15 protein-coding genes and 1 riboswitch are annotated in these 17,813 nt (G+C 62.3%); of the genes, 6 read left to right on the top strand and 9 right to left on the bottom strand.

From position 1 onward, the window contains the following. Positions 1-116: 116 nt before the first annotated feature. From cptIN to C4N23_RS06840, 5 genes are all read right to left on the bottom strand, one after another. On the bottom strand, positions 117-596 hold the full coding sequence (gene cptIN / locus C4N23_RS06860) for a type III toxin-antitoxin system CptIN family toxin (protein ID WP_112145005.1): 480 nt from the start codon (positions 594-596) through the stop codon (positions 117-119). Between the two features lie 487 nt (positions 597-1,083). After that, positions 1,084-2,112 carry a lysylphosphatidylglycerol synthase transmembrane domain-containing protein gene (locus C4N23_RS06855; protein ID WP_112145003.1) on the bottom strand — a complete coding sequence of 343 codons (1,029 nt, stop codon included), beginning with the start codon at positions 2,110-2,112 and terminating at the stop codon, positions 1,084-1,086. A 271-nt stretch (positions 2,113-2,383) separates the two neighbouring features. Next, positions 2,384-3,985 (bottom strand): glycosyltransferase family 4 protein, encoded by a 1,602-nt coding sequence (locus tag C4N23_RS06850; RefSeq protein ID WP_112145001.1) that lies wholly within the window; start codon positions 3,983-3,985, stop codon positions 2,384-2,386. A gap of 13 nt (positions 3,986-3,998) precedes the next feature. After that, on the bottom strand, positions 3,999-4,826 hold the full coding sequence (locus tag C4N23_RS06845; RefSeq protein ID WP_112144999.1) for a hypothetical protein: 828 nt from the start codon (positions 4,824-4,826) through the stop codon (positions 3,999-4,001). Positions 4,827-4,883: 57 nt separating this feature from the next. After that, positions 4,884-6,005 (bottom strand): acyltransferase family protein, encoded by a 1,122-nt coding sequence (locus C4N23_RS06840; protein ID WP_112144997.1) that lies wholly within the window; start codon positions 6,003-6,005, stop codon positions 4,884-4,886. A gap of 370 nt (positions 6,006-6,375) precedes the next feature. Between C4N23_RS06840 and C4N23_RS06835 the strand changes: the two genes are divergently transcribed. Further along, the gene (locus C4N23_RS06835) at positions 6,376-7,875 is read left to right on the top strand and encodes a class I adenylate-forming enzyme family protein (RefSeq protein ID WP_112144995.1); all 1,500 of its coding nucleotides are present in this window, start codon (positions 6,376-6,378) and stop codon (positions 7,873-7,875) included. Positions 7,876-8,069: 194 nt separating this feature from the next. Further along, positions 8,070-8,312 carry an acyl carrier protein gene (locus tag C4N23_RS06830; RefSeq protein WP_097840101.1) on the top strand — a complete coding sequence of 81 codons (243 nt, stop codon included), beginning with the start codon at positions 8,070-8,072 and terminating at the stop codon, positions 8,310-8,312. Between the two features lie 118 nt (positions 8,313-8,430). Here C4N23_RS06830 and C4N23_RS06825 read toward each other — a convergent pair whose 3' ends face one another. The 3 genes from C4N23_RS06825 to C4N23_RS06815 are packed head-to-tail and all read right to left on the bottom strand — an operon-like array spanning position 8,431 to position 11,665. Beyond that, positions 8,431-9,240, bottom strand: a complete 810-nt coding sequence (locus C4N23_RS06825; protein ID WP_242983746.1) for a TPM domain-containing protein — start codon at positions 9,238-9,240, stop codon at positions 8,431-8,433. A gap of 13 nt (positions 9,241-9,253) precedes the next feature. Further along, positions 9,254-10,363, bottom strand: a complete 1,110-nt coding sequence (locus tag C4N23_RS06820) for a Trm112 family protein (RefSeq protein ID WP_112144993.1) — start codon at positions 10,361-10,363, stop codon at positions 9,254-9,256. Between the two features lie 15 nt (positions 10,364-10,378). Next, positions 10,379-11,665, bottom strand: a complete 1,287-nt coding sequence (locus tag C4N23_RS06815) for an SPFH domain-containing protein (protein ID WP_112144991.1) — start codon at positions 11,663-11,665, stop codon at positions 10,379-10,381. Between the two features lie 213 nt (positions 11,666-11,878). Then, positions 11,879-11,986: riboswitch (TPP riboswitch) on the top strand. 69 nt (positions 11,987-12,055) lie between these two features. Between C4N23_RS06815 and thiW the strand changes: the two genes are divergently transcribed. The 4 genes from thiW to thiC all read left to right on the top strand — a co-directional run bounded on the left by thiW (position 12,056) and on the right by thiC (position 15,601). Further along, a complete protein-coding gene (thiW, locus tag C4N23_RS06810) occupies positions 12,056-12,571 on the top strand; it encodes an energy coupling factor transporter S component ThiW (RefSeq protein WP_097840098.1) in 516 nt (171 codons plus the stop codon). A gap of 10 nt (positions 12,572-12,581) precedes the next feature. Beyond that, positions 12,582-13,400 carry a hydroxyethylthiazole kinase gene (thiM, locus tag C4N23_RS06805; protein ID WP_112144989.1) on the top strand — a complete coding sequence of 273 codons (819 nt, stop codon included), beginning with the start codon at positions 12,582-12,584 and terminating at the stop codon, positions 13,398-13,400. Then, positions 13,384-14,016 (top strand): thiamine phosphate synthase, encoded by a 633-nt coding sequence (gene thiE, locus C4N23_RS06800; RefSeq protein WP_112144988.1) that lies wholly within the window; start codon positions 13,384-13,386, stop codon positions 14,014-14,016. Before thiM ends, thiE begins: the two co-directional genes overlap by 17 nt. 274 nt (positions 14,017-14,290) lie before the next feature. Further along, positions 14,291-15,601: a phosphomethylpyrimidine synthase ThiC gene (gene thiC, locus C4N23_RS06795; protein ID WP_055190893.1), complete on the top strand. Its 1,311-nt coding sequence runs from the start codon at positions 14,291-14,293 to the stop codon at positions 15,599-15,601. An 85-nt stretch (positions 15,602-15,686) separates the two neighbouring features. Here the strand turns inward: thiC and C4N23_RS06790 are convergent, their stop codons facing one another. After that, positions 15,687-17,792 (bottom strand): heavy metal translocating P-type ATPase, encoded by a 2,106-nt coding sequence (locus C4N23_RS06790; RefSeq protein WP_181567083.1) that lies wholly within the window; start codon positions 17,790-17,792, stop codon positions 15,687-15,689. Positions 17,793-17,813: the final 21 nt, after the last annotated feature.

Raw genomic sequence — 17,813 nt, 5'->3', positions numbered from 1 at the left:
GTTTGCTCCGCTCCCTCCTGCGCGGTGAAGGCGGCTCTGGTACGGCGGCCTTCACGAAAACAGAAAACAAAAACGGGACATGTCGCTTGACCACCGACGTGCCCCGATTTTTGTTTTTATAGTGCCTTTTCCAGCTCCTGATAAAGTTTGAATACATCCGGGAAGATGACCTTTGCGCCTCGCCGGGCGATGGCAAGTACTTCGCGGGCATTTTTTGTGACATCTTCCACGATGCGGTCATCCAAACGGATGGGGACTTTATTCTTGTCAATATAAGCTGTCAGATAAAACTCGGTGACAGGGCACATGTTTTGAATCAGGAAGGCCGCATTCCGGCCAAGGACAGTGCCAAAGCGAATCGTGTTGCAGCGGCCATATTTTTCAATTTTGGATTGCGCGATCTTTTGATACTTCTCATACCGGGAGGAAATGGGGACAAGCCAGTAGATCAACGGATTTTTGGAATCCGGAAAGGCGAGAAAGCAGGGGCGGCTGCGGCGGATGCCATCGATCATATCTTTGTTTTGCATCAGTTTATCATCGGGAAAATCTATGTAATACTGATCGGACAAGAAATAAAGCTGTGCATCCAGCATAAAAACCTCCCATAAATGTAGAGCCCCGTCTTTCGACGAGGCCCTGCAAACATTTTTGTCCCAGCCATTTATCAGCCGCATACCGGGGAGCGGCAATATTTGTGATCCCGACCATTTATCGGCCGCGTATCGGGGAGCGGGCACTATTTTGAGACATTGCTGTCTTCTGTTATTATTATACGCTGGTAAGGCAATTATGTCAACAAGAATCAGAAGTGCGATGGTCTGCATTTTTGCCCTTACTGTAGAAAATCTAATGGCCAAGTTCAAAAATAATAATATAGCTACGTTCTATATTCGATGTTGGCCAAGTTGGCGAAGTTCGGTTTGGTGGCCAAGTTCGAACTTGGCCAGCCATTTCGAAGTTGGCCAAGCTGGCGAAATTCGATTCTGAACGAAGCTGCGTTATAAAAACCGAACTTGGCCATTTAACTTGCTTGTCTAGGAGGCTGGCTGAGTTCGCGGGGAAGCGAACCGCGCCGCCGCGTCAGCGGGGCTGCTCCTCCAAATGCTTCTGGGCGAAGAGGGAGACAACGGCACTGAAGCCGAAGACGAAGTAGTAGCTGGCGATGCGGAAGAGCATCAGGGTGCTCATGGCCTCGCCGTTGGACAGAAAGGAGCTGAAGACGAGGAGGAAGGCCGTTTCGATGGAACCCATGCCCGCCACGTTGGGCAGGGCGTTGGAGAGGAAGAGCATCAGGCTGGTGAGGAGCTGCACCTGCCAGAAGCTCAGGCCGCAGGGCAGCCCCATGAACCGGATGCAGAGGTAAGGCAGGGTGAACAGCAGGAACAGCTTGACCGTGTGCAGGGCGAAGATCCTGACGCAGCGGCCCTTGTCGGCCAGCAGGTGACGGCTCTCGGTGCCGAGGGTGTCCAGCTGCTCCAGCCATGTTTCCCGGCGGGTCTGCCATTGTTCGGTCTTGGGCAGACAGCCCAGCGCCCAGCGGGCGAGCCGCTGGATGAGGGGCGAAACGCAGAGCAGCACCAGCCCCACGATGATCGCCGCCACCACGAAGTAGGCCATGGGCAGGTAGTTCATCACGCCGGAGGTGTTGGCCGCCAGCCACTGGCGCTGAAGCAGCAGCATCCCCGTGGCGTAGAGCAGGACCGTGGTCTTGTGGAAAACGTATTGCAGGGTCATCAGGCCCACGCCGGGGCCCAGCGGCAGCCCGCTGCGGTAGAGGTAGTAGGACTGCATCGGCATGGACCCGGCCCCAAGGCAGATGACGTTGCCGAAGCTGCCCATGAACGCCGATTCCAGCGCCTGACGCAGGGTGAACCGGGGCAGTCGGCTCCGGACGATGACGTAGCTGACAAGGCCCTCCAGCACCGGGTAGGTCAGGCCGACGGCCAGCACTACGGCCACCTGCCAGAACTTCAACTGCGCCAGCGCCGAGGAGATCTCGGCCCAGTGGCTCTTGAAGATCCAGAAGACGACGCCGGTCAGCACCACGAGGATCGTGATGGACAGGGCCGCCTTTTTGCGGGATGGCTGCCGGGGGGCGGGTCGATTCATGGATGAGGAGCTCCTTTCGTACTGTTGGTTGAAGTATACCACGCCAGCACCCCGGTTTTGTGAACTTGTATCGAATTTTTCTCAGCAAATGGAGAAAAATGATAAAAAATCCTCCGTACAACCTCTCCGTCAATGCTTCGCATTGCCACCTCCCCTTGTAGGGGAGGCCTTGGCAGTCCATGCAAAGTTTATGGTTTCGCCAGAGGCTCCCCTACTAGGGGAGCTGTCGAGCGGTAGCGAGACTGAGAGGTTGTACGAAGGAAAACGTAGATCAGTGATTAGCAGTCAAGTCCTTCACCGCTGCGGTGAGGGTCTGTTCAAAGGACTGCTTGGAGTAATGGGTCTCGTAGAGCTTCCGGCAGGCGGCCTTCATGGCGGCCAGCTTCTCCGGGTGGAAGATGGCCCACTCCAGCAGCGCGGCCAGCTTCTGCGGGTCGTCGTCGGGGTAGGTGAAACCGTCCACCCCTTCGGTGATGACCCCGGCGGTGCCGGTGTGCTCCGACACGATGGAGGGCTTGCCGAAGATGAGGCCCTCGGTGACGAAGGTGGGCATGGGGTCGTCGCGGGAGGCGCAGACCAGACAGGTGCACTGCTCCATCAGGTTCTTGATCTCGTCCCGGCTGAGCCGCTTGCAGTAGAAGACATTCTCCGGGCAGTCGGTGGTCAGGGAGCGGACGGCGTCCATCATCTCCTTGTCCGCCGCCATGCCGACGAAGAGGAAGGTGGCCTTGTTCCGCACTTCCTCCGGCAGCAGCCGGATGGCGGCGCAGAAGATGTCGTGGCCCTTCCGGCGCTCAAAGGAGCCCACGGTGGCAAAGAGGGGCTTGTCGGCGGGGTAGCCGAGGTCGCAGCGGGGGAAATCCTCCGCCGCATAGTCGGGCAAGCCGTAAATGAGCTGGCCGATCTGGAAATCGGGCCGGACGGCGTGCATGGCGTTGGCGGCGTGGTGGCCCACCGAGTACAGCCGGACATTCTCGGCCAGCTTCGTGGGGATCTGGTGGGCGATGTGGGGGTAGCCCGCAAAGGCATCGTGGAGCCACCACAGCACCGGCACGGCGGTGCCGCTGAGGGCCCGCACCGTCCGGGCCATGACCACGGTGTTGACGAGGACGAGGTCGGTGCAGAGGGCCAGCCCCCAGAGGTTCGGGGTGGCGCGGATGCCCGGCCGGGTGATGACGGCGGCCCCGGCGTCCACGAAGAGCTGCAGCGCCCCGCCATCGCTGGGGCCCAGCACCACCACTTCGTAGCCCATGCTGCGCAGCACCGGCACGGCGCTGACCAGCACGATGGGAGCACCGGTCATGTCGAGGACATGGCTCATGAGGAAGGCCCGCTTGCCCGTGGCCGAGAACGCATCCTCGGCGCAGATGTCCCGCTCGTAGTGGAGCAGAGCCTGTGGGATGCGGGCGGGGTGGGCGCAGAACTGCGCGGCCAGCGCCAGCAGCTCCGTGACGTTTTCGGGGTCCTTGGCGGCGGCGCGGCAGCGCTCCAGCAGGGGGCGGCTGACGAGGGCGCAGCGGTTCTGGGCCAGATGGGCCCGGCTCTGGTAGAGGGCCGTGGCCCCCCCGAAGCCGAAGACGGCGTTGCAGACCGCGTAATCTGCGCCGTCCTGCAAGGCTTTTGCAAAGCACATCAGGGCGGTGGACATGCACTCCACGTCCTCGCTGACGAGGAGCACGCCGTCCACCCCCTCGGTCAAGGCGGAGCCAAGGGTATCCGCCAGCCGGAACTTGCGGTGGAGCTGGTCGGCAAGGGTGGCGCGCAGCGCGGTGTTCCGCCCCGGCGCGTAGACCAGCAGATAGGTGCTCTGGGTATCGTAATAACCCTGCGCGGCCAGTTGGCTCTGCTGCAGGGGGCTGTAACTGCTGTACATGGCGTCCCTCCCGTTAATGGCTGCGGCGGAACAACCCCAGCAGACGGCGCAGCGGCAGGGTCAGCTTCCAACTGCTGCTGTTCAGCACGCCTTCCAAGGAAGTCTCGTAGGACTGGCAGCGGGCGGCGACCTCGGCGTTTTTCTGGTGCAGTTCGGCGATCTGCTGGTGCAGCAGGGCTACGGTCTGCTGCTGGGCGGCCACAGCCTGTTCCAGCTCGGCGATGTGCTGCTTTTCGCCGTCCTTATTCTTCTGCAGGAGCTGGACGCTTTCCAGCAGGGCGCAGAAGAGAGGCTCGTCCGCCAGCTTTTCCAGCGGGTAGTAGCAGTAGCTCACCACCAGCTTCATCCCGGCGGGGTACTGGCTCAGGCCCTCCAGCCGGTAGTTGGGGTCATCGCCGAGGAAGAGGGTGGTGTCCCCCTGCAGATTGGTGCCGTTGGCGGGCTCCCAGACGATGCGGTCGTCGGAGAACAGGAGCTGGGTCACGCAGCAGGGCAGCTCGCCCGGATCGAAGCGGAGCTTCTGGGCCGCCACCGGCAGCTCAAACGTAGCCGTCACGGCCCCGGTCAGCTGGTCGGTGGTGCAGTCGGGGGCGGTCAGCGTATCCTTTTCGGAAAAGCCGAAGCCGGTATCGTAATAGAGCAGCGGCTGCAGCAGGGTGGGCGAGTCGGTGCGCATCTCGCGCTGGGGGTGGGCGGCGGCACAGGCCTGTACCTCCTGTTCCAGCGCAAGGCACCGCTGGGCCAGCCGGGAAACGCCCTCGTCCGAGAGCTTGAGCTGCTGTTCGAGGTCCGCGATCCGGCCCTGCAGGGCCGCCGTGGTGGCAGGAGCTTCGTTGGTCATGACTGGATTCTCCTCATCATAATATATTTCACTTCAGCGGGAAAGACCCGCAAAAAATCAGTGTTTTGCCGCATACTGCCGGGGCTGTGCTTCCCGGCTCTTGGCTGCCACGGTGCGCCGGAATTTCCGATCCTTCCAGCGGAGCAGCAGCTCACAGAACAGCAGCACCGACCCCATGGAGAGGGTGAACTGCAGGACCACGCCCAGCACCGGGTGGGCCGCAAACTTCTGGGGCATCAGATACCACGGAATCGCGGTCAGCTCAACGGTGTGGATGCAGAAGATATACAGAGACCGGCGGCCGATGGCTTGGATGCCGCGGGTCACGAAGTTGTCCACCCGGCGCTGGAACCAGAGGACCATGGACAGGATGCCAAGGCCGGCCCCGGCGTCCAGCAGGATGCTCACCGGGCCGAAGTTCCACTGGGCCATGGAAACGCAGTCGGTGCTCTGGGTGAGCAGCACAAGGACTGCCACGGCGGCCGCACAGCCCATCAGGGTGTTTTTCAACCTGCGGGACAGGGGTTTGTCGAAAATTTTATGCTTCTTGGCGAGGTAGCCCACGTAGAGCGCCGGAACGGTGACCATGCCCTGCCCGATGCAGAAGGGAGCCTCCCATGTGATGCAGAGGCCCCAGCCCAGCAGCATGGTGCCCAGCACTGCCCAGTTTGTGTAGGCTTCAGGAAAGATATTCAGGATCAGATCCAGCAGGACCCACGCGATCATCAGGGAAAGTAAGTACCACATGGGCCCGCAGGAGAAGAAGGTCTGGCCGAAATACTCCGCCGTGTGGGGCAGCCCCAGCGCAAAGCCGCCCAGCACCTTGCCGGTCTCATAGGTGGCGTTGTGGAGGGAGCCGTAGCAGAGATAGTGGATAAGGAAGTGGAACACCGTGGTGGCGATGCCCGTATAAATGTAAGGCTTGAGCAGAGTCGTCACCTGCTGGTCGATGCACTTGCCGATGGAACGCTTGCGGAAGCCGTAGCCGCTGGCGATGTAGAACGCGGCCATCAGGGATTCGCGGTAGGCGAACATAAAAAAGGTCAGCAGGTTGATGCTGCCGGAACCCATCGGATACAGCTCACCGGTGTGCGCGAACACGATGGTCAACATACCGATGCCCTTGAGCAGGTCGAACATGCCAAGCGAATTGGCCGTGCGGGGTTTGGTACCCTCCATGAAAAGCCCTCCTTTGCGCCAGATCACCTTGAGGGTGGCTGATTGCCGAAATTCGGGCGCAAGATGTTAAAAGTTACAAAATCGTTATAAATAAGTATAATGCTTTTCTGAGGTTCTGTCAATGAAAGCGGGCAGAACAAAAAAAGCCCCCAAGGCTGTGCAAAGTGTACCACAGCAGCCGCCCCTGCGCAACGAATGGGAGCAAATCCCATCTCCCTGCACAAGTTGAGCGCAAGTTTAAATTGCATATTTGTGCAATTAAAACTTGCATTTGTCCCCGCTGTGCTGTATACTGGGAGACGAAAGCTGTGCTGCCGCTGAAATTGGGCGGGGGCCGGGGAACACCGAACGAATAAGGAGTGTGCAAAAGATGACCAGAGAAGAGTGCTGTGCCGTGGTTTCGGAAAAAGAGATGCCGATGACGGTTTATGATATGGTCGCTGCCATGCAGGAGAAGTTTGCGTCCCGCCCGGCGTTCCGCTGGGTGGACGACGCCACCACCACCGTGAAGGAGAAGACCTACGGCGAGTTCGTGGCCGACATCCGGAAGATGACCGGCTATCTGCAGGAAACTGTTGCCGATCTCAAGGGCCAGCGGATCGCGATCCTGAGCCGCACCAATTATGAGTACGGCGTGGTGACCTTCGGCACCATGATGGCCGGGGCTGTCATCGTGACCCTGAACCAGAAGAAGACTTGGCCGGAGCTGGAATATGAGCTGGGCCTCAGCGAGCCCGCCCTGATCTTCACCGACGGCATCGACTATGGCTACGCCGAGGAGCTGAAGGCTGTTTACGGCGACAAGCTCCGCCCCATGAACGCCTACGAGGGCAGCGCACCCGCCGCCTTTGAAAACCGCATCGACCCCGACGGGCTGCGGATGCTGCTATTCACCTCCGGCACCACCGGCCGCAGCAAGGGCGTCATGCTCAGCGAGAAAAACTACTTCACCGCCATAAAGATGTACATCGACGGCCAGAAGGTCATGCCTGAAGTGGCCCCGAAGGAGATGAATCAGCTCTTCAGCCACTTCACGCTGGTGCCCATGTTCCACCTGTCCGGCTTCATCTGCTACTTCGCCTACGGCATTCAGGGCTGGACGCTGAACCTCTGCGCCGACCCCCGCGATATGCGCCGGGACATGAGCATGATGCACAGCGACGCCATGTCCACTCCGCCGGTGCTGGTGGAGATGATCTACAACGAGATCCGCCGCGGCAATCAGGAAAAGCTGAACGGCCTGTGGAACCTGAGCTGCTCTTCCGCCATCCTCGACCCGCAGATCCTGCACTACCTCGTGGAGCACGGCATCTACATCAACCAGTGCTACTCCATGACCGAGCTGGCCGGCTACGGTCTGCTGAACGTGGTGCAGGAGGGCGAACACCTCCGGGCACTGGGCAAGCCGGACGGCTTCTGCGAGGTCAAGCTGGACGAGACCGGCGAGATCTGCGTCCGGGGCGGCGCGGTCATGCTGGGCTATTATAAGGACCCGGAGGCCACCGCCGAGGCCATCGACAAGGACGGCTGGCTCCACAGCGGCGACCTCGCCCGCGTGGATGAGGACGGCTTCTATTACATCACCGGCCGTAAGAAAAACCTCATCATCCTCGACAGCGGCGAGAACGTCAGCCCCGAAGAGCTGGAAAAGCTGCTGGGCAAGTGCGCCGACATCAAGGAGTGCATCGTGAAGGAGATGGGCAAGAAGATCGGTGCCGTCATCTGCTGTGAGCCGGAGAAGGAGCAGACTGTCCGCACCTTCGTCACCGAGCTGAACCGCACCCTGCCGCTGTACAAGCGGATCAGCGCCGTGGAGTGCACCGCAGAGCCCCTGCCCCGCAACGCGCTGGGCAAGCTGCTGCGCAGGTAAGAAACGCTTTTGTAGAAAATCTGTAAACCTGACCGGCGAAATGTTGCAATTGCCCCGGAAAACGGGTATTATAAAACTGTATGACGTCGGGTAAGGCCGGGACCAGAATGGGAGACCGGGCCGCAGGGGGCCGCGCCGGAGAAGCGCGCCCTTGCAGCGACGCTGAAATCCATCATGGAAAGGAAGATTTTTTGATGCAAAGAGCAGAAATCGTGTCCCAGATCCTCGCGATCCTTGAGGACGTGGCAGAGATCAGCCCGGAGGACGTGAGGGAAGACAGCGTCCTGATGGACGACCTCGACCTGTCCTCCATGGAGATCCTGACCGTTGTGGCGGATCTTGAGGAAATGTTTGGTCTGCGCATCCCCGAAAAGGAACTGCGCAATTTCGTGACCATCGGCGATGTGGCAGATTATTTGGAGGCTAACGCGGGGTGAACGGATTCCTCGCGGACGGGCGGGGCTTTTCCCCCTTCATGACGCTGATACAGTATTGCAACCCAAGGATAAAGAAAAAGACCGGTTTCGCAAGCTGCGAAACCGGCCTTTTTGCGCTTTAGAAGGAGCCGCCCGACGAACCGCCGAAGCCGTCGCTGTCCACCGACGAGCCGCCGGAGGAAGAGCTTTCCTCGTGGGGCGGGTCGTAGACCTCCACGCGGTCGGTGTGGGTGTAGTGGTCGCGCTGGACCCGGAGCTTGAGCCCGGCCCCGATGTAGTCATCGGCTTCGGTCTTCCGCTTGGCCGTCTTCATCTGAGCATAGAGGATGCTGCACACGATGGCGGCGATGAGGGACGGGATGCCCACCACGATGAGGATGCCGAAGATGCCGAGGTCGCCGTCCGGGTCGTTGTCATAATCCAGCGGCTCGCCGTTCTCGGCGTAGAAATCCAGCGTATCGGCGCACAGGTCGATGTAGGTCTGGGCTGCGTCGGCGTAGTCGCCGTCCGACAGCATGGGCACGACCTCATCTTCGATCTGCTCGATGCGGTAATCGGTAAAGGCCGTCACGCCCCCGCCGTAGGTGATGGTGACGTACTTGCGGGAGCCGAGGGCGATCATGAACAGGATGCCGCTGCGGTCGCTGCCGGAGCCGAGATCGTTGTCGCGGTAGTAGTTCTTCGCGTAGGCACGCTGGTCTTCGTCGCCGATGCTGTCCACGGTGAGGAAATACACATCGCAGTCGTGGCCGTCGGCGGCCTCCTCGGCGTCAGCTTCCAGCGCGCTGAGGGTGTCGCCGTCGAACAGGCCGTAGTCATCCCGCACCAGCGGGGCCGAAGCCATGGCCGGGAGGCTGAGGCAGACCGCCAGCACAGCGGCGGCCAGCGCCGCACCGAGGCGGCGGAGAGAACAAGTCAGAGTTTTCATTCCGCGCACCTCCTTATAAGTACAGCAGCCAGATGAGAATGGCCATCAGCGGCAGGGCGATGCGGGCGAACCACGCGGCCACCCGGCCCTTGTCCACGGGCAGGTCCCCGATGAGCCGCCCGGTCTGGCCGTTCATGGCAAAGAGGAAGTCCTGCTCCTTCCACCGGGTGTGGAGCATCCAGACCGGCAGCAGGGTGTAGTGAGCCTTTTTCATCCGGACGTTGATGTTCTCTTCCCGCGTGTCCACCACCGCGTACTCGGACAGCGTCTGGCGCAGAGCCTCGGCGGTGGAGTTCTCGATGCGGGTCTTGGCCCGGTCGGCGCAGGTCTTGGCGTCCTCGTCGTACCGGTCGGCCAGAAAGCCCGGCAGGTAGGCCGTGGAGAAGGGCTTCAGCTCGCTGTAGTCGAAGGGCTCGATGGAGTCCATGTGCTCGTCGGGCATCTTGCTGGAGCCGTCCACCGGCACGCGGGCAAAGGTGGCCGTGCCCTCGCGGCGGACGTCGTAATGCTGGGTGGTGGTGACGCGGTAGTCGCCCTCGCGGTGGCTCTCGCTCACTTGGCCGTCGTAGCTGCCGCGGGCGTCGGCCTCGGCGTCGAACAGCCAGAAGGGCACGTAGACGCCCTGAATCTCGGCGATGTGGTTCTGGCTCTTGAACGCCTTGGGCAGGAAGGCTTTGCCCTTATAATATTTGGTCAGTTGGGCGATGGCGGCGTTCTTGTCCATCTTGAAGGGCAGGATGTATTCGGGCTTCAGCTTGCCCGAAAGCTTGCCGCCCAGCACGGTGGGATTGCCGCAGTAGGGGCAGGTGGTGGCCGCCGTGGTGGCGTCGCAGACCAGCTCCGCGCCGCAGGTGGTGCAGGAGTAGCTGGAAAGGCCGCTGGCCTCCGCTTCGCTCCAGACCGGGTCTTCGCCGGCCGCTTTTGCGCGGCGGGCCGCAGCCTTCTTCTCGTCGGAAGCGGCGGCCGCGTCGGCTTTCTGCTGCTTTTGGGCGTATTGGGCCTCGATGTCGGCGACCTCATAGGCCGAGCCGCAGTAGTCGCACACCAGCTTGCCGGTGGTGCTGTCGAAGTGCAGCGGGCCGGTACAGGCCGGGCATTGGTAGTTCGTTACTTTATCAGCCATGGACAGTTGCCTTTCTTATGCGCCGAAGGGCTTGCCGCATTCGGGGCAGAACTTCGGCGGGTTTGCGGGGTCGGCGGGCTCAAAACCGCAGTTTTGGCACTTGGCGGCGGGCTTCGGCTTGCCGCACTCGGAGCAGAATTTGCCGCTGTTCTTCGCGCCGCAGCTGCACACCCAGACCGTCGGGGCTTCGGGCTTCGGCTTGCCGCAGGAGGTGCAGAACCTGCCGGTGTTGCCGCTCTGGCCGCAGGAGCAGGTCCAGCCGTTCGCCGCCGGGGCAGCGGGCTGAGCAGGCTGCTGGGCGCCCATCTGGTACAGGGTCTGTGCATTGACGCCGCCCGTAGCGGCAGCCTGATTCATCCCCATAAAGGCCATGGCGGGGCCGGCGGAGGTGTTGGCGGCAGCGGACTGCATGGCCGCAGCCTGTGCGCCGACGAGGTGGGCGGCCGCGCGGGTGGGGTCCATGAAGGCGGCACTGCGCTGTAAGTCCTTGATCATCTGCTCGTCTTCCTCGCTGGCTTTGACGCCGGACACGCCGAGGGAAACGATCTCGATGCCCCGCAGCTTGCTCCACTTGGCGCTCAGGGCCTGATTCAGCGCATCGGCCAGCTCGGTGGTGTGGGCGGGCAGGGAGGAGTAGCGGATGCCCTGCTCGCTGATGCGGGCGAAGGCGGGCTGCAGCGCGGTCATCAGCTCGGTCCGGAGCTGGCCGTCCAGTGCGTCGCGGGTGTAGGCGTTTTCCACATTGCCGCAGACATTGGTGTAAAACAGGATGGGGTTGACGATGCGGTAGCTGTACTCGCCGAAGCACCGGATGGCGATGTCGATGTCGATGCCGGCCCGCTGGTCCACTACCCGGAAGGGCACGGGGTTGGGGGTGCCATACTTGTTGCCCACCAGCTCCTTGGTGTTGATGTAGTACAGGCGCTGGTCGGTGGCGGCCTGACCGCCGAAGCCAATCCGCTTGCCCATCTCGGCAAAGGCGTCGTCAATGTTCTTCAGTCCGCCGCTGAGCAGGGAGGGCTGGGTGCCGGTGCTGTAGGTGTACTCGCCCGGCTCGGCGCACAGCTCCACCACCTTGCCCTGCTCCACGATCAGGGCACACTGGCCGTCGGCCACGGCCACGATGGAGCCGTCGGAGATGATGTTCTCACTGCCGTGCTTGTTGGAGGAACGGCGGTCCGTGCGCTTCTGGCCTTTGACGGCCAGCACGTCTGCGGGGAGGGCGTCGCAGTAAAAATATTCCTTCCACTGGTCGGCCATCACGCCGGAAGCTGCGCTGATTGCTGCTTTTACAAGACCCATAAACCAAATCTCCTTTGTTGTGGTATCAACTCCCTCAGCCACGGCATCCGCCGTGCCAGCTCCCTCAAAGAGGGAGCCTAGGCCCACTCCCAGAGGGGGCTGACGCCGTCAGGCGGCTGGGGGAGTTACATTGTCCCCAGTATAGCACAGTTTCCCCCCGAAGGGAAACTCCCTCTTGCAATTTCAGCCCGAATGGTGTAGAATACACCCGACAACAAAATACAGGGGAGCTCGTGACGCGGGCTGAGAGGAAGTACTCAAACTTCGACCCTTTCACCTGATGCGGATAATGCCGCCGTAGGAAGTCATAGGGTGTATGAGTTTTTACAGGAGTTTCCGCAGCGGGAACTCCTGTTTTTTGTTGCCGGAAAATCGAAAGGAGCGATCCCTATGAAAAATCTCTCGGTGAAAAAACTGGCTCTGGCCGGAATGCTGTGTGCGCTTGCTGTGGTGGGCAGCGTGTTCAGCTTCCCCATCTTCGGCAGCAAGTGCGCGCCGGTGCAGCACATGGTCAACATCCTGTGCGCGGTGCTGCTGGGGCCCTACTGGGGCCTCGGCGTGGCCTTTGTGGCCTCGCTGCTGCGCAACCTGCTGGGTCTGGGCAGCCTGATGGCCTTCCCCGGCAGCATGTTCGGCGCGCTGCTGTGCGGCGTCGTCTACCACAAGACCCAGAAGCTGCTGCCCACGCTGGTGGGTGAGGTGTTCGGCACCTCCATCCTCGGCGGCCTGTGCGCCTACCCCGTCGCCATCCTGCTGATGGGCAAGAGCGCGGGCGACATCGCGTTCTACGCCTACATCGTGCCCTTCCTCGTCTCCACGGCGGGCGGCGCGGTCATCGCGGGCGTGCTGCTGGCGGCGCTGCAGCGCTCCGGCGCTCTGCACTCGATGCAGACCAGCCTGAGCTGAGGAGGCCGCTGTGGAAGCTGCGTTTGGAAAGCGGCTGGACCGAGTGCGGCAAGCCTCCCCTCTCGTCCACTGCATCTCGAACCTCGTCACGGCCAACGACTGTGCCAACATCGTGCTGGCGGCAGGGGCCTCGCCCATCATGGCGGATGCCCCGGAGGAGGTCCGGGAGATCACGGCCCTGAGCCGGGCGCTCTGCCTGAGCCTTGGCACCCCCAACCCCCGCAAGGCCGACGCCATGTTCTTGGCGGGGAGTAAGGCCGCTGAGCTGGGTCTGCCCGTGGTCTTTGACCCCGTGGGCGTGGGCGCGTCCGCGTACCGGCAAAAGATCGCCCAAAAGCTTTTGCAGGACGTTCCCCTGACGGTGCTGCGCTGCAACGCTTCGGAATTGCAGACCCTGAGCGGCCAGAGCCTCGTCTCCCGCGGGGTGGATGCGGGCAAGGCCCCGGAGCTGGAAACGCTGCTGCCGCTGGCGGGGCGCTTCGCCGCCGCCCACCACTGCATCGTGGCGGTGACGGGGGCCGAGGACATCGTAACGGACGGCACCACGGCCTACGGCATCCGCAGCGGCACCCCGCTGCTGCGCCAAGTCACCGGCACCGGCTGTATGCTGTCGGTGCTGACGGCAGCCTTCGTGGGGGCAAACCCCGAAGCACCGCTGGAAGCCGCCGCTGCCGCCGTCTGCATGATGGGTCTGTGCGGGGAGCGGGCCGCCGCCTCCCTGACCGGGGGCGAGGGCACCGGCACCCTGCGCATCCGCCTGATGGACGCCGTTTCCAACATGACCGGCGAAGAGCTGGACCAAGGAGCAAACTATGAACTGTACTGCTGAGATGCTGCGGCTTTACGCCGTCACCGACCGCGCATGGGTCGGGAAACTCACCCTGCCCCAGCAGGTCGAAGCGGCCCTCAAGGGCGGCGCGACCTGTGTGCAGCTGCGGGAGAAAAAACTCGCGGATTCGTCTATTCTGGCGGAGGCGCGGGAGATTTCCGCCCTGTGCAAACAGTACCGCGTGCCCTTTATCCTGAACGATAACGTGGCGCTGGCGGCGCAGTGCGGCGCGGACGGGGTGCATCTGGGGCAGGAGGATATGGACCCCGCAGAGGCGCGGCGCATCCTCGGCCCCGACGCCATCATCGGCGTGTCGGCCCATAACGTTGCCGAAGCCAAGGCCGCGGTGGCGGCCGGGGCGGATTACCTCGGCTGCGGCGCGATGTTCGCCACCACCACGAAAACGAACGTCACCGCCCTGCCCAAGGAGACGCTGCGGGCCATCTGCGCCGCCGTCCCCGTGCCGGTCGTGGCCATCGGCGGCATCAGCAAACAGAACCTGCTCTCCCTCGCCCACTGCGGCGAAGCGGGCGTTGCGTTGGTCAGCGCCATCTTCGCGGCGGAGGATATTGAAGAGGAGTGCAGGGAATTGAGAAGGTTAGCGGAGATGCTATAACTCCTTCCGTCATCGCTGCGCGATGCCACCTCCCTCTGGGAGGGAGGCTGAAAGGCCCCCTCTTTGAGGGGGCTGTCTGCGAAGCAGACTGAGGGAGTCGCGGCCGACCGGGGGCACCACCTTCGGCCGCGTTAGAAAACTCATGCAAGGAGATTTTCATGAAGACCGCAATGTTGTTTTGCGGAGGCGCCGGAATCCAGTATCATCTGAAATATCCGGCCCCTCTGTATATAAATGGTAGAGAGTATTTTAGACCAAACTGGAGGAACTGACTATGCAAACCTATACCACCCAGATGGACGCCGCCCGCAAGGGCATCGTCACCAAGGAGATGGAGATCGTCGCCAAGAAGGAGTACCGCACCACCGAAGAGATCCGGCAGCTGGTCTCCGAGGGCAAGGTCGCCATCCCCGCCAACAAGCACCACACCTGCCTGAACCCGGAGGGCATCGGCAGCATGCTGCGCACCAAGATCAACGTCAACCTCGGCGTCTCCCGCGACTGCAAGGATTACAACATCGAGATGCAGAAGGTCATGAGCGCCGTGAACATGGGCGCTGAAGCCATCATGGACCTGTCCAGCCACGGCAACACCCAGCCCTTCCGCCAGAAGCTGACCCACGAGTGCCCGGTGATGATCGGCACCGTGCCGGTGTATGACTCGGTCATCCACTACCAGCGCGACCTCGCCACCCTGACCGCACAGGACTTCATCGACGTGGTCCGCCTCCACGCGGAGGACGGTGTGGATTTCGTCACCCTCCACTGCGGCATCACCCGCAAGACCATCGACCAGATCCGCAAGCACAAGCGGAAGATGAACATCGTCAGCCGCGGCGGCTCGCTGGTCTTCGCATGGATGTGCATGACCGGCAACGAGAACCCGTTCTATGAGCACTTCGATGAAATTCTGGACATCTGCGAAGAGCACGATGTGACCATCTCTCTGGGCGACGCCTGCCGCCCCGGCTGCTTGGCCGACGCCACCGATGTCTGCCAGATCGAGGAGCTGGTCCGTCTGGGCGAGCTGACCAAGCGGGCTTGGGCCCACAACGTGCAGGTCATGGTGGAAGGCCCCGGCCATGTGCCCCTGAATCAGGTCGCCGCCAACATGGAGGTGCAGAAGAGCATCTGCATGGGCGCCCCGTTCTACGTGCTGGGACCCCTCGTCACCGACATCGCCCCCGGCTATGACCACATCACCGCCGCCATCGGCGGTGCCGTGGCTGCCGCCAGCGGTGCCGCCTTCCTGTGCTATGTCACCCCGGCGGAGCATCTGGCTCTGCCCAACGTGGACGACGTGAAGCAGGGCATCGTGGCCTCGAAGATCGCGGCCCACGCCGCCGACATCGCCAAGGGCATCCCCCACGCCCGCGACATCGACGACAAGATGGGCGACGCCCGCCGCGTGCTGGACTGGGACGCACAGTTCGCCTGTGCCATCGACCCGGAGACCGCCAAGGCCATCCGCGACGCCCGTCTGCCCGAAGACGACCACAGCGACACCTGCTCCATGTGCGGCAAGTTCTGCGCCGTCCGCAGCATGAATAAAGCGCTGGCCGGCGAGTACATCGACATCCTGTAATTTCTTCCCCCGGAGAAAGCATAGAAAGAAAGCCCTCTGCACGCGGTATGTGCAGGGGGCTTTCGGCGTTTTGGGGGGAGAAATCTTATTTCGCGATCTGCGGCACGGAAGAGGGCGTCTGCACCAGATTCGTCATGCTCTTGAGGCTGATGCCGAGGGTGGAGAGGTTATGCAGCATGGCCGAAGCGGCGGGCTGCAGGATGCCCAGCGCACCCAAAAGGATGAGGGTGGAGTTGAAGCTCAGCACGAAACGGTAGTTTGCGCTGACCCGGTGCTGCAGGGCGTTGGCTACCGTCTTGAGGAAGACCAGTTCTTCAAGGCTGTCGGCCTTGATGGTCACATCCGCGATCTCGCGGGCGATGGCAGCACCGGAGTTGATGGCGATGCCGATGTCGGCGGCGGAGAGGGCGGGGGAGTCGTTGATGCCGTCGCCGATCATGACGACGGTGTGGCCCGCAGCCTTTTCCTTCTGGACGAAGTTGGCTTTGTCCTCCGGCAAAACCTCGGCGTAGAACTGGTCCACGCCCACCTGCTTGGCAATGGCCTCGGCGGTGCGGTAGCTGTCACCAGTCATCATCACGGTGTTCCGGATGCCCAGCTTGTGCAGCTGGTGCAGGACGGAAGCGGCTTCCGGGCGCAGGGGGTCGGCGATGCAGATGACGCCGACCAGCTGGCCGGAGACAGCCATGTACAGGTGAGAATACTCCGGGGCGAGGGAGTCGAACTTCTCCTGCTCGTCGGCGGGGATGATGCAGTGCTCGTCCTCAAAGACGAAGTGGTAGCTGCCGATGACCACCCGCTCGCCGCTGACCCGGCTGGCAATGCCGTGGGCCACGATGTACTCCACCTCGGAGTGCACCTCCTCGTGGGCGAGGTTCCGCTCCTTGGCGGCGCGGACGACGGCGTTGGCCATCGAGTGCGGGAAGTGCTCCTCAAGGCAGGCGGCAAGGCGCAGCACGTCGTCCTTCTCGCTCTGGCTGAAGGGGACGACGTCCACCACCTGCGGGGTGGCGCGGGTCAGGGTGCCGGTCTTGTCGAAGACGATGGTGTCGGCCTTGGCCAGCGCTTCCAGATACTTGCCGCCCTTGACGGTGATGTGGGCCGTGCCGCACTCGCGCATGGCGGAGAGGACGGCCAGCGGCATCGAGAGCTTGAGCGCACAGGAGAAGTCCACCATCAGGATGGAGATGGCGCGGGTGACGTTCCGGGTCAGCGCGTAGGTGACCACGGTGCCCGCGAGGCACCACGGCACCAGCTTGTCGGCCAGTTCCAGCGCACGGTTCTCGGTGCTGGACTTCAGCTTCTCGGATTCCTCGATCATGGCCACGATCTTGTCGTAGCGGTTGGAGCCGCCCGCAGCCTTGGCCAAGAAGACGCACTCGCCCTCCTCCACGACGGTGCCCGCGTAGACGGTGGCACCCTCGATCTTCCGCACCGGCATGGATTCGCCGGTCAGCGCGGCCTGATTGATCATGGCTTCGCCTTCGATCACGGTGCCGTCCAGCGGGATCATGTTGCCGGAGCGCACCACGATCTCGTCGCCGGGCTGGACCTTCGTCAGCGGCAGCAGCACTTCGGTGCCTTGGCTGCGCACCCACACCTTGTCCACATTCAGCGCCATACTGCGGGCGAGATCATCGAGGCTCTTCTTGCGGGTCCACTCTTCCAGCAGGGAGCCGAGGTTCAGCAGGAACATGACGGAGCCGGCGGTGTTGAAATCGCCCCGCAGCACCGAGACGCCGATGCTCAGCGCATCCAGCACCTCGACTTCCAGCTTGCGCTGGAACAGACATTTGACGCCCTTCCACACAAAGGCGATGGAGCGCCAGATGGTGTAGGCCGCGCGGATGGGGGCGGGCAGGAACAACTTGCGGAAGCAGTGGCCTGCCACAAGGCTGTACATCTTTTCCTGATATTCCTGATTGAGTTTCCGGCTGTCGGCGGAGGTCACAAGGGCGTCCAGCTCCGGCCGGTCGAACTTGTAGGTGCTCAGCGCCCGGACGGCGTCGGCACGCTTGCCATTATAATAAAGTACCACGTCGCCGGTCCGCTCGTAGACGGTGGCCTTTTCGATGGCGTCGTGGTGGTTGAGATAAGCTTCCAGCACATCGGCGCGGTGGAGCGTCATCCGCACGTTGCAGACATGGACGCGCATCCGGCCCCGGCCTTCATGCAAAATGGTGCATTTCATACTCGTTCCCTTTCTGACCAT

The organism is Faecalibacterium hattorii, from assembly GCF_003287455.1.
Lineage (GTDB): Bacteria > Bacillota > Clostridia > Oscillospirales > Ruminococcaceae > Faecalibacterium > Faecalibacterium hattorii.
Note: the sequence above shows the minus strand (reverse complement) of the source record. Positions and strands in the feature narration are given on the sequence as shown.

Coding starts and splice junctions, on each gene's coding strand:
- C4N23_RS06830 (WP_097840101.1), top strand. CDS start 8,070: ATGCAAAGAGCAGAAATCGTGTCCCAGATCCTCGCGATCCTTGAGGAC.
- C4N23_RS06820 (WP_112144993.1), bottom strand. CDS start 10,363: ATGGCTGATAAAGTAACGAACTACCAATGCCCGGCCTGTACCGGCCCG.
- C4N23_RS06835 (WP_112144995.1), top strand. CDS start 6,376: ATGACCAGAGAAGAGTGCTGTGCCGTGGTTTCGGAAAAAGAGATGCCG.
- C4N23_RS06840 (WP_112144997.1), bottom strand. CDS start 6,005: ATGGAGGGTACCAAACCCCGCACGGCCAATTCGCTTGGCATGTTCGAC.
- C4N23_RS06845 (WP_112144999.1), bottom strand. CDS start 4,826: ATGACCAACGAAGCTCCTGCCACCACGGCGGCCCTGCAGGGCCGGATC.
- C4N23_RS06825 (WP_242983746.1), bottom strand. CDS start 9,240: ATGAAAACTCTGACTTGTTCTCTCCGCCGCCTCGGTGCGGCGCTGGCC.
- C4N23_RS06790 (WP_181567083.1), bottom strand. CDS start 17,792: ATGAAATGCACCATTTTGCATGAAGGCCGGGGCCGGATGCGCGTCCAT.
- thiW (WP_097840098.1), top strand. CDS start 12,056: ATGAAAAATCTCTCGGTGAAAAAACTGGCTCTGGCCGGAATGCTGTGT.
- cptIN (WP_112145005.1), bottom strand. CDS start 596: ATGCTGGATGCACAGCTTTATTTCTTGTCCGATCAGTATTACATAGAT.
- C4N23_RS06815 (WP_112144991.1), bottom strand. CDS start 11,665: ATGGGTCTTGTAAAAGCAGCAATCAGCGCAGCTTCCGGCGTGATGGCC.
- C4N23_RS06855 (WP_112145003.1), bottom strand. CDS start 2,112: ATGAATCGACCCGCCCCCCGGCAGCCATCCCGCAAAAAGGCGGCCCTG.
- C4N23_RS06850 (WP_112145001.1), bottom strand. CDS start 3,985: ATGTACAGCAGTTACAGCCCCCTGCAGCAGAGCCAACTGGCCGCGCAG.
- thiC (WP_055190893.1), top strand. CDS start 14,291: ATGCAAACCTATACCACCCAGATGGACGCCGCCCGCAAGGGCATCGTC.
- thiE (WP_112144988.1), top strand. CDS start 13,384: ATGAACTGTACTGCTGAGATGCTGCGGCTTTACGCCGTCACCGACCGC.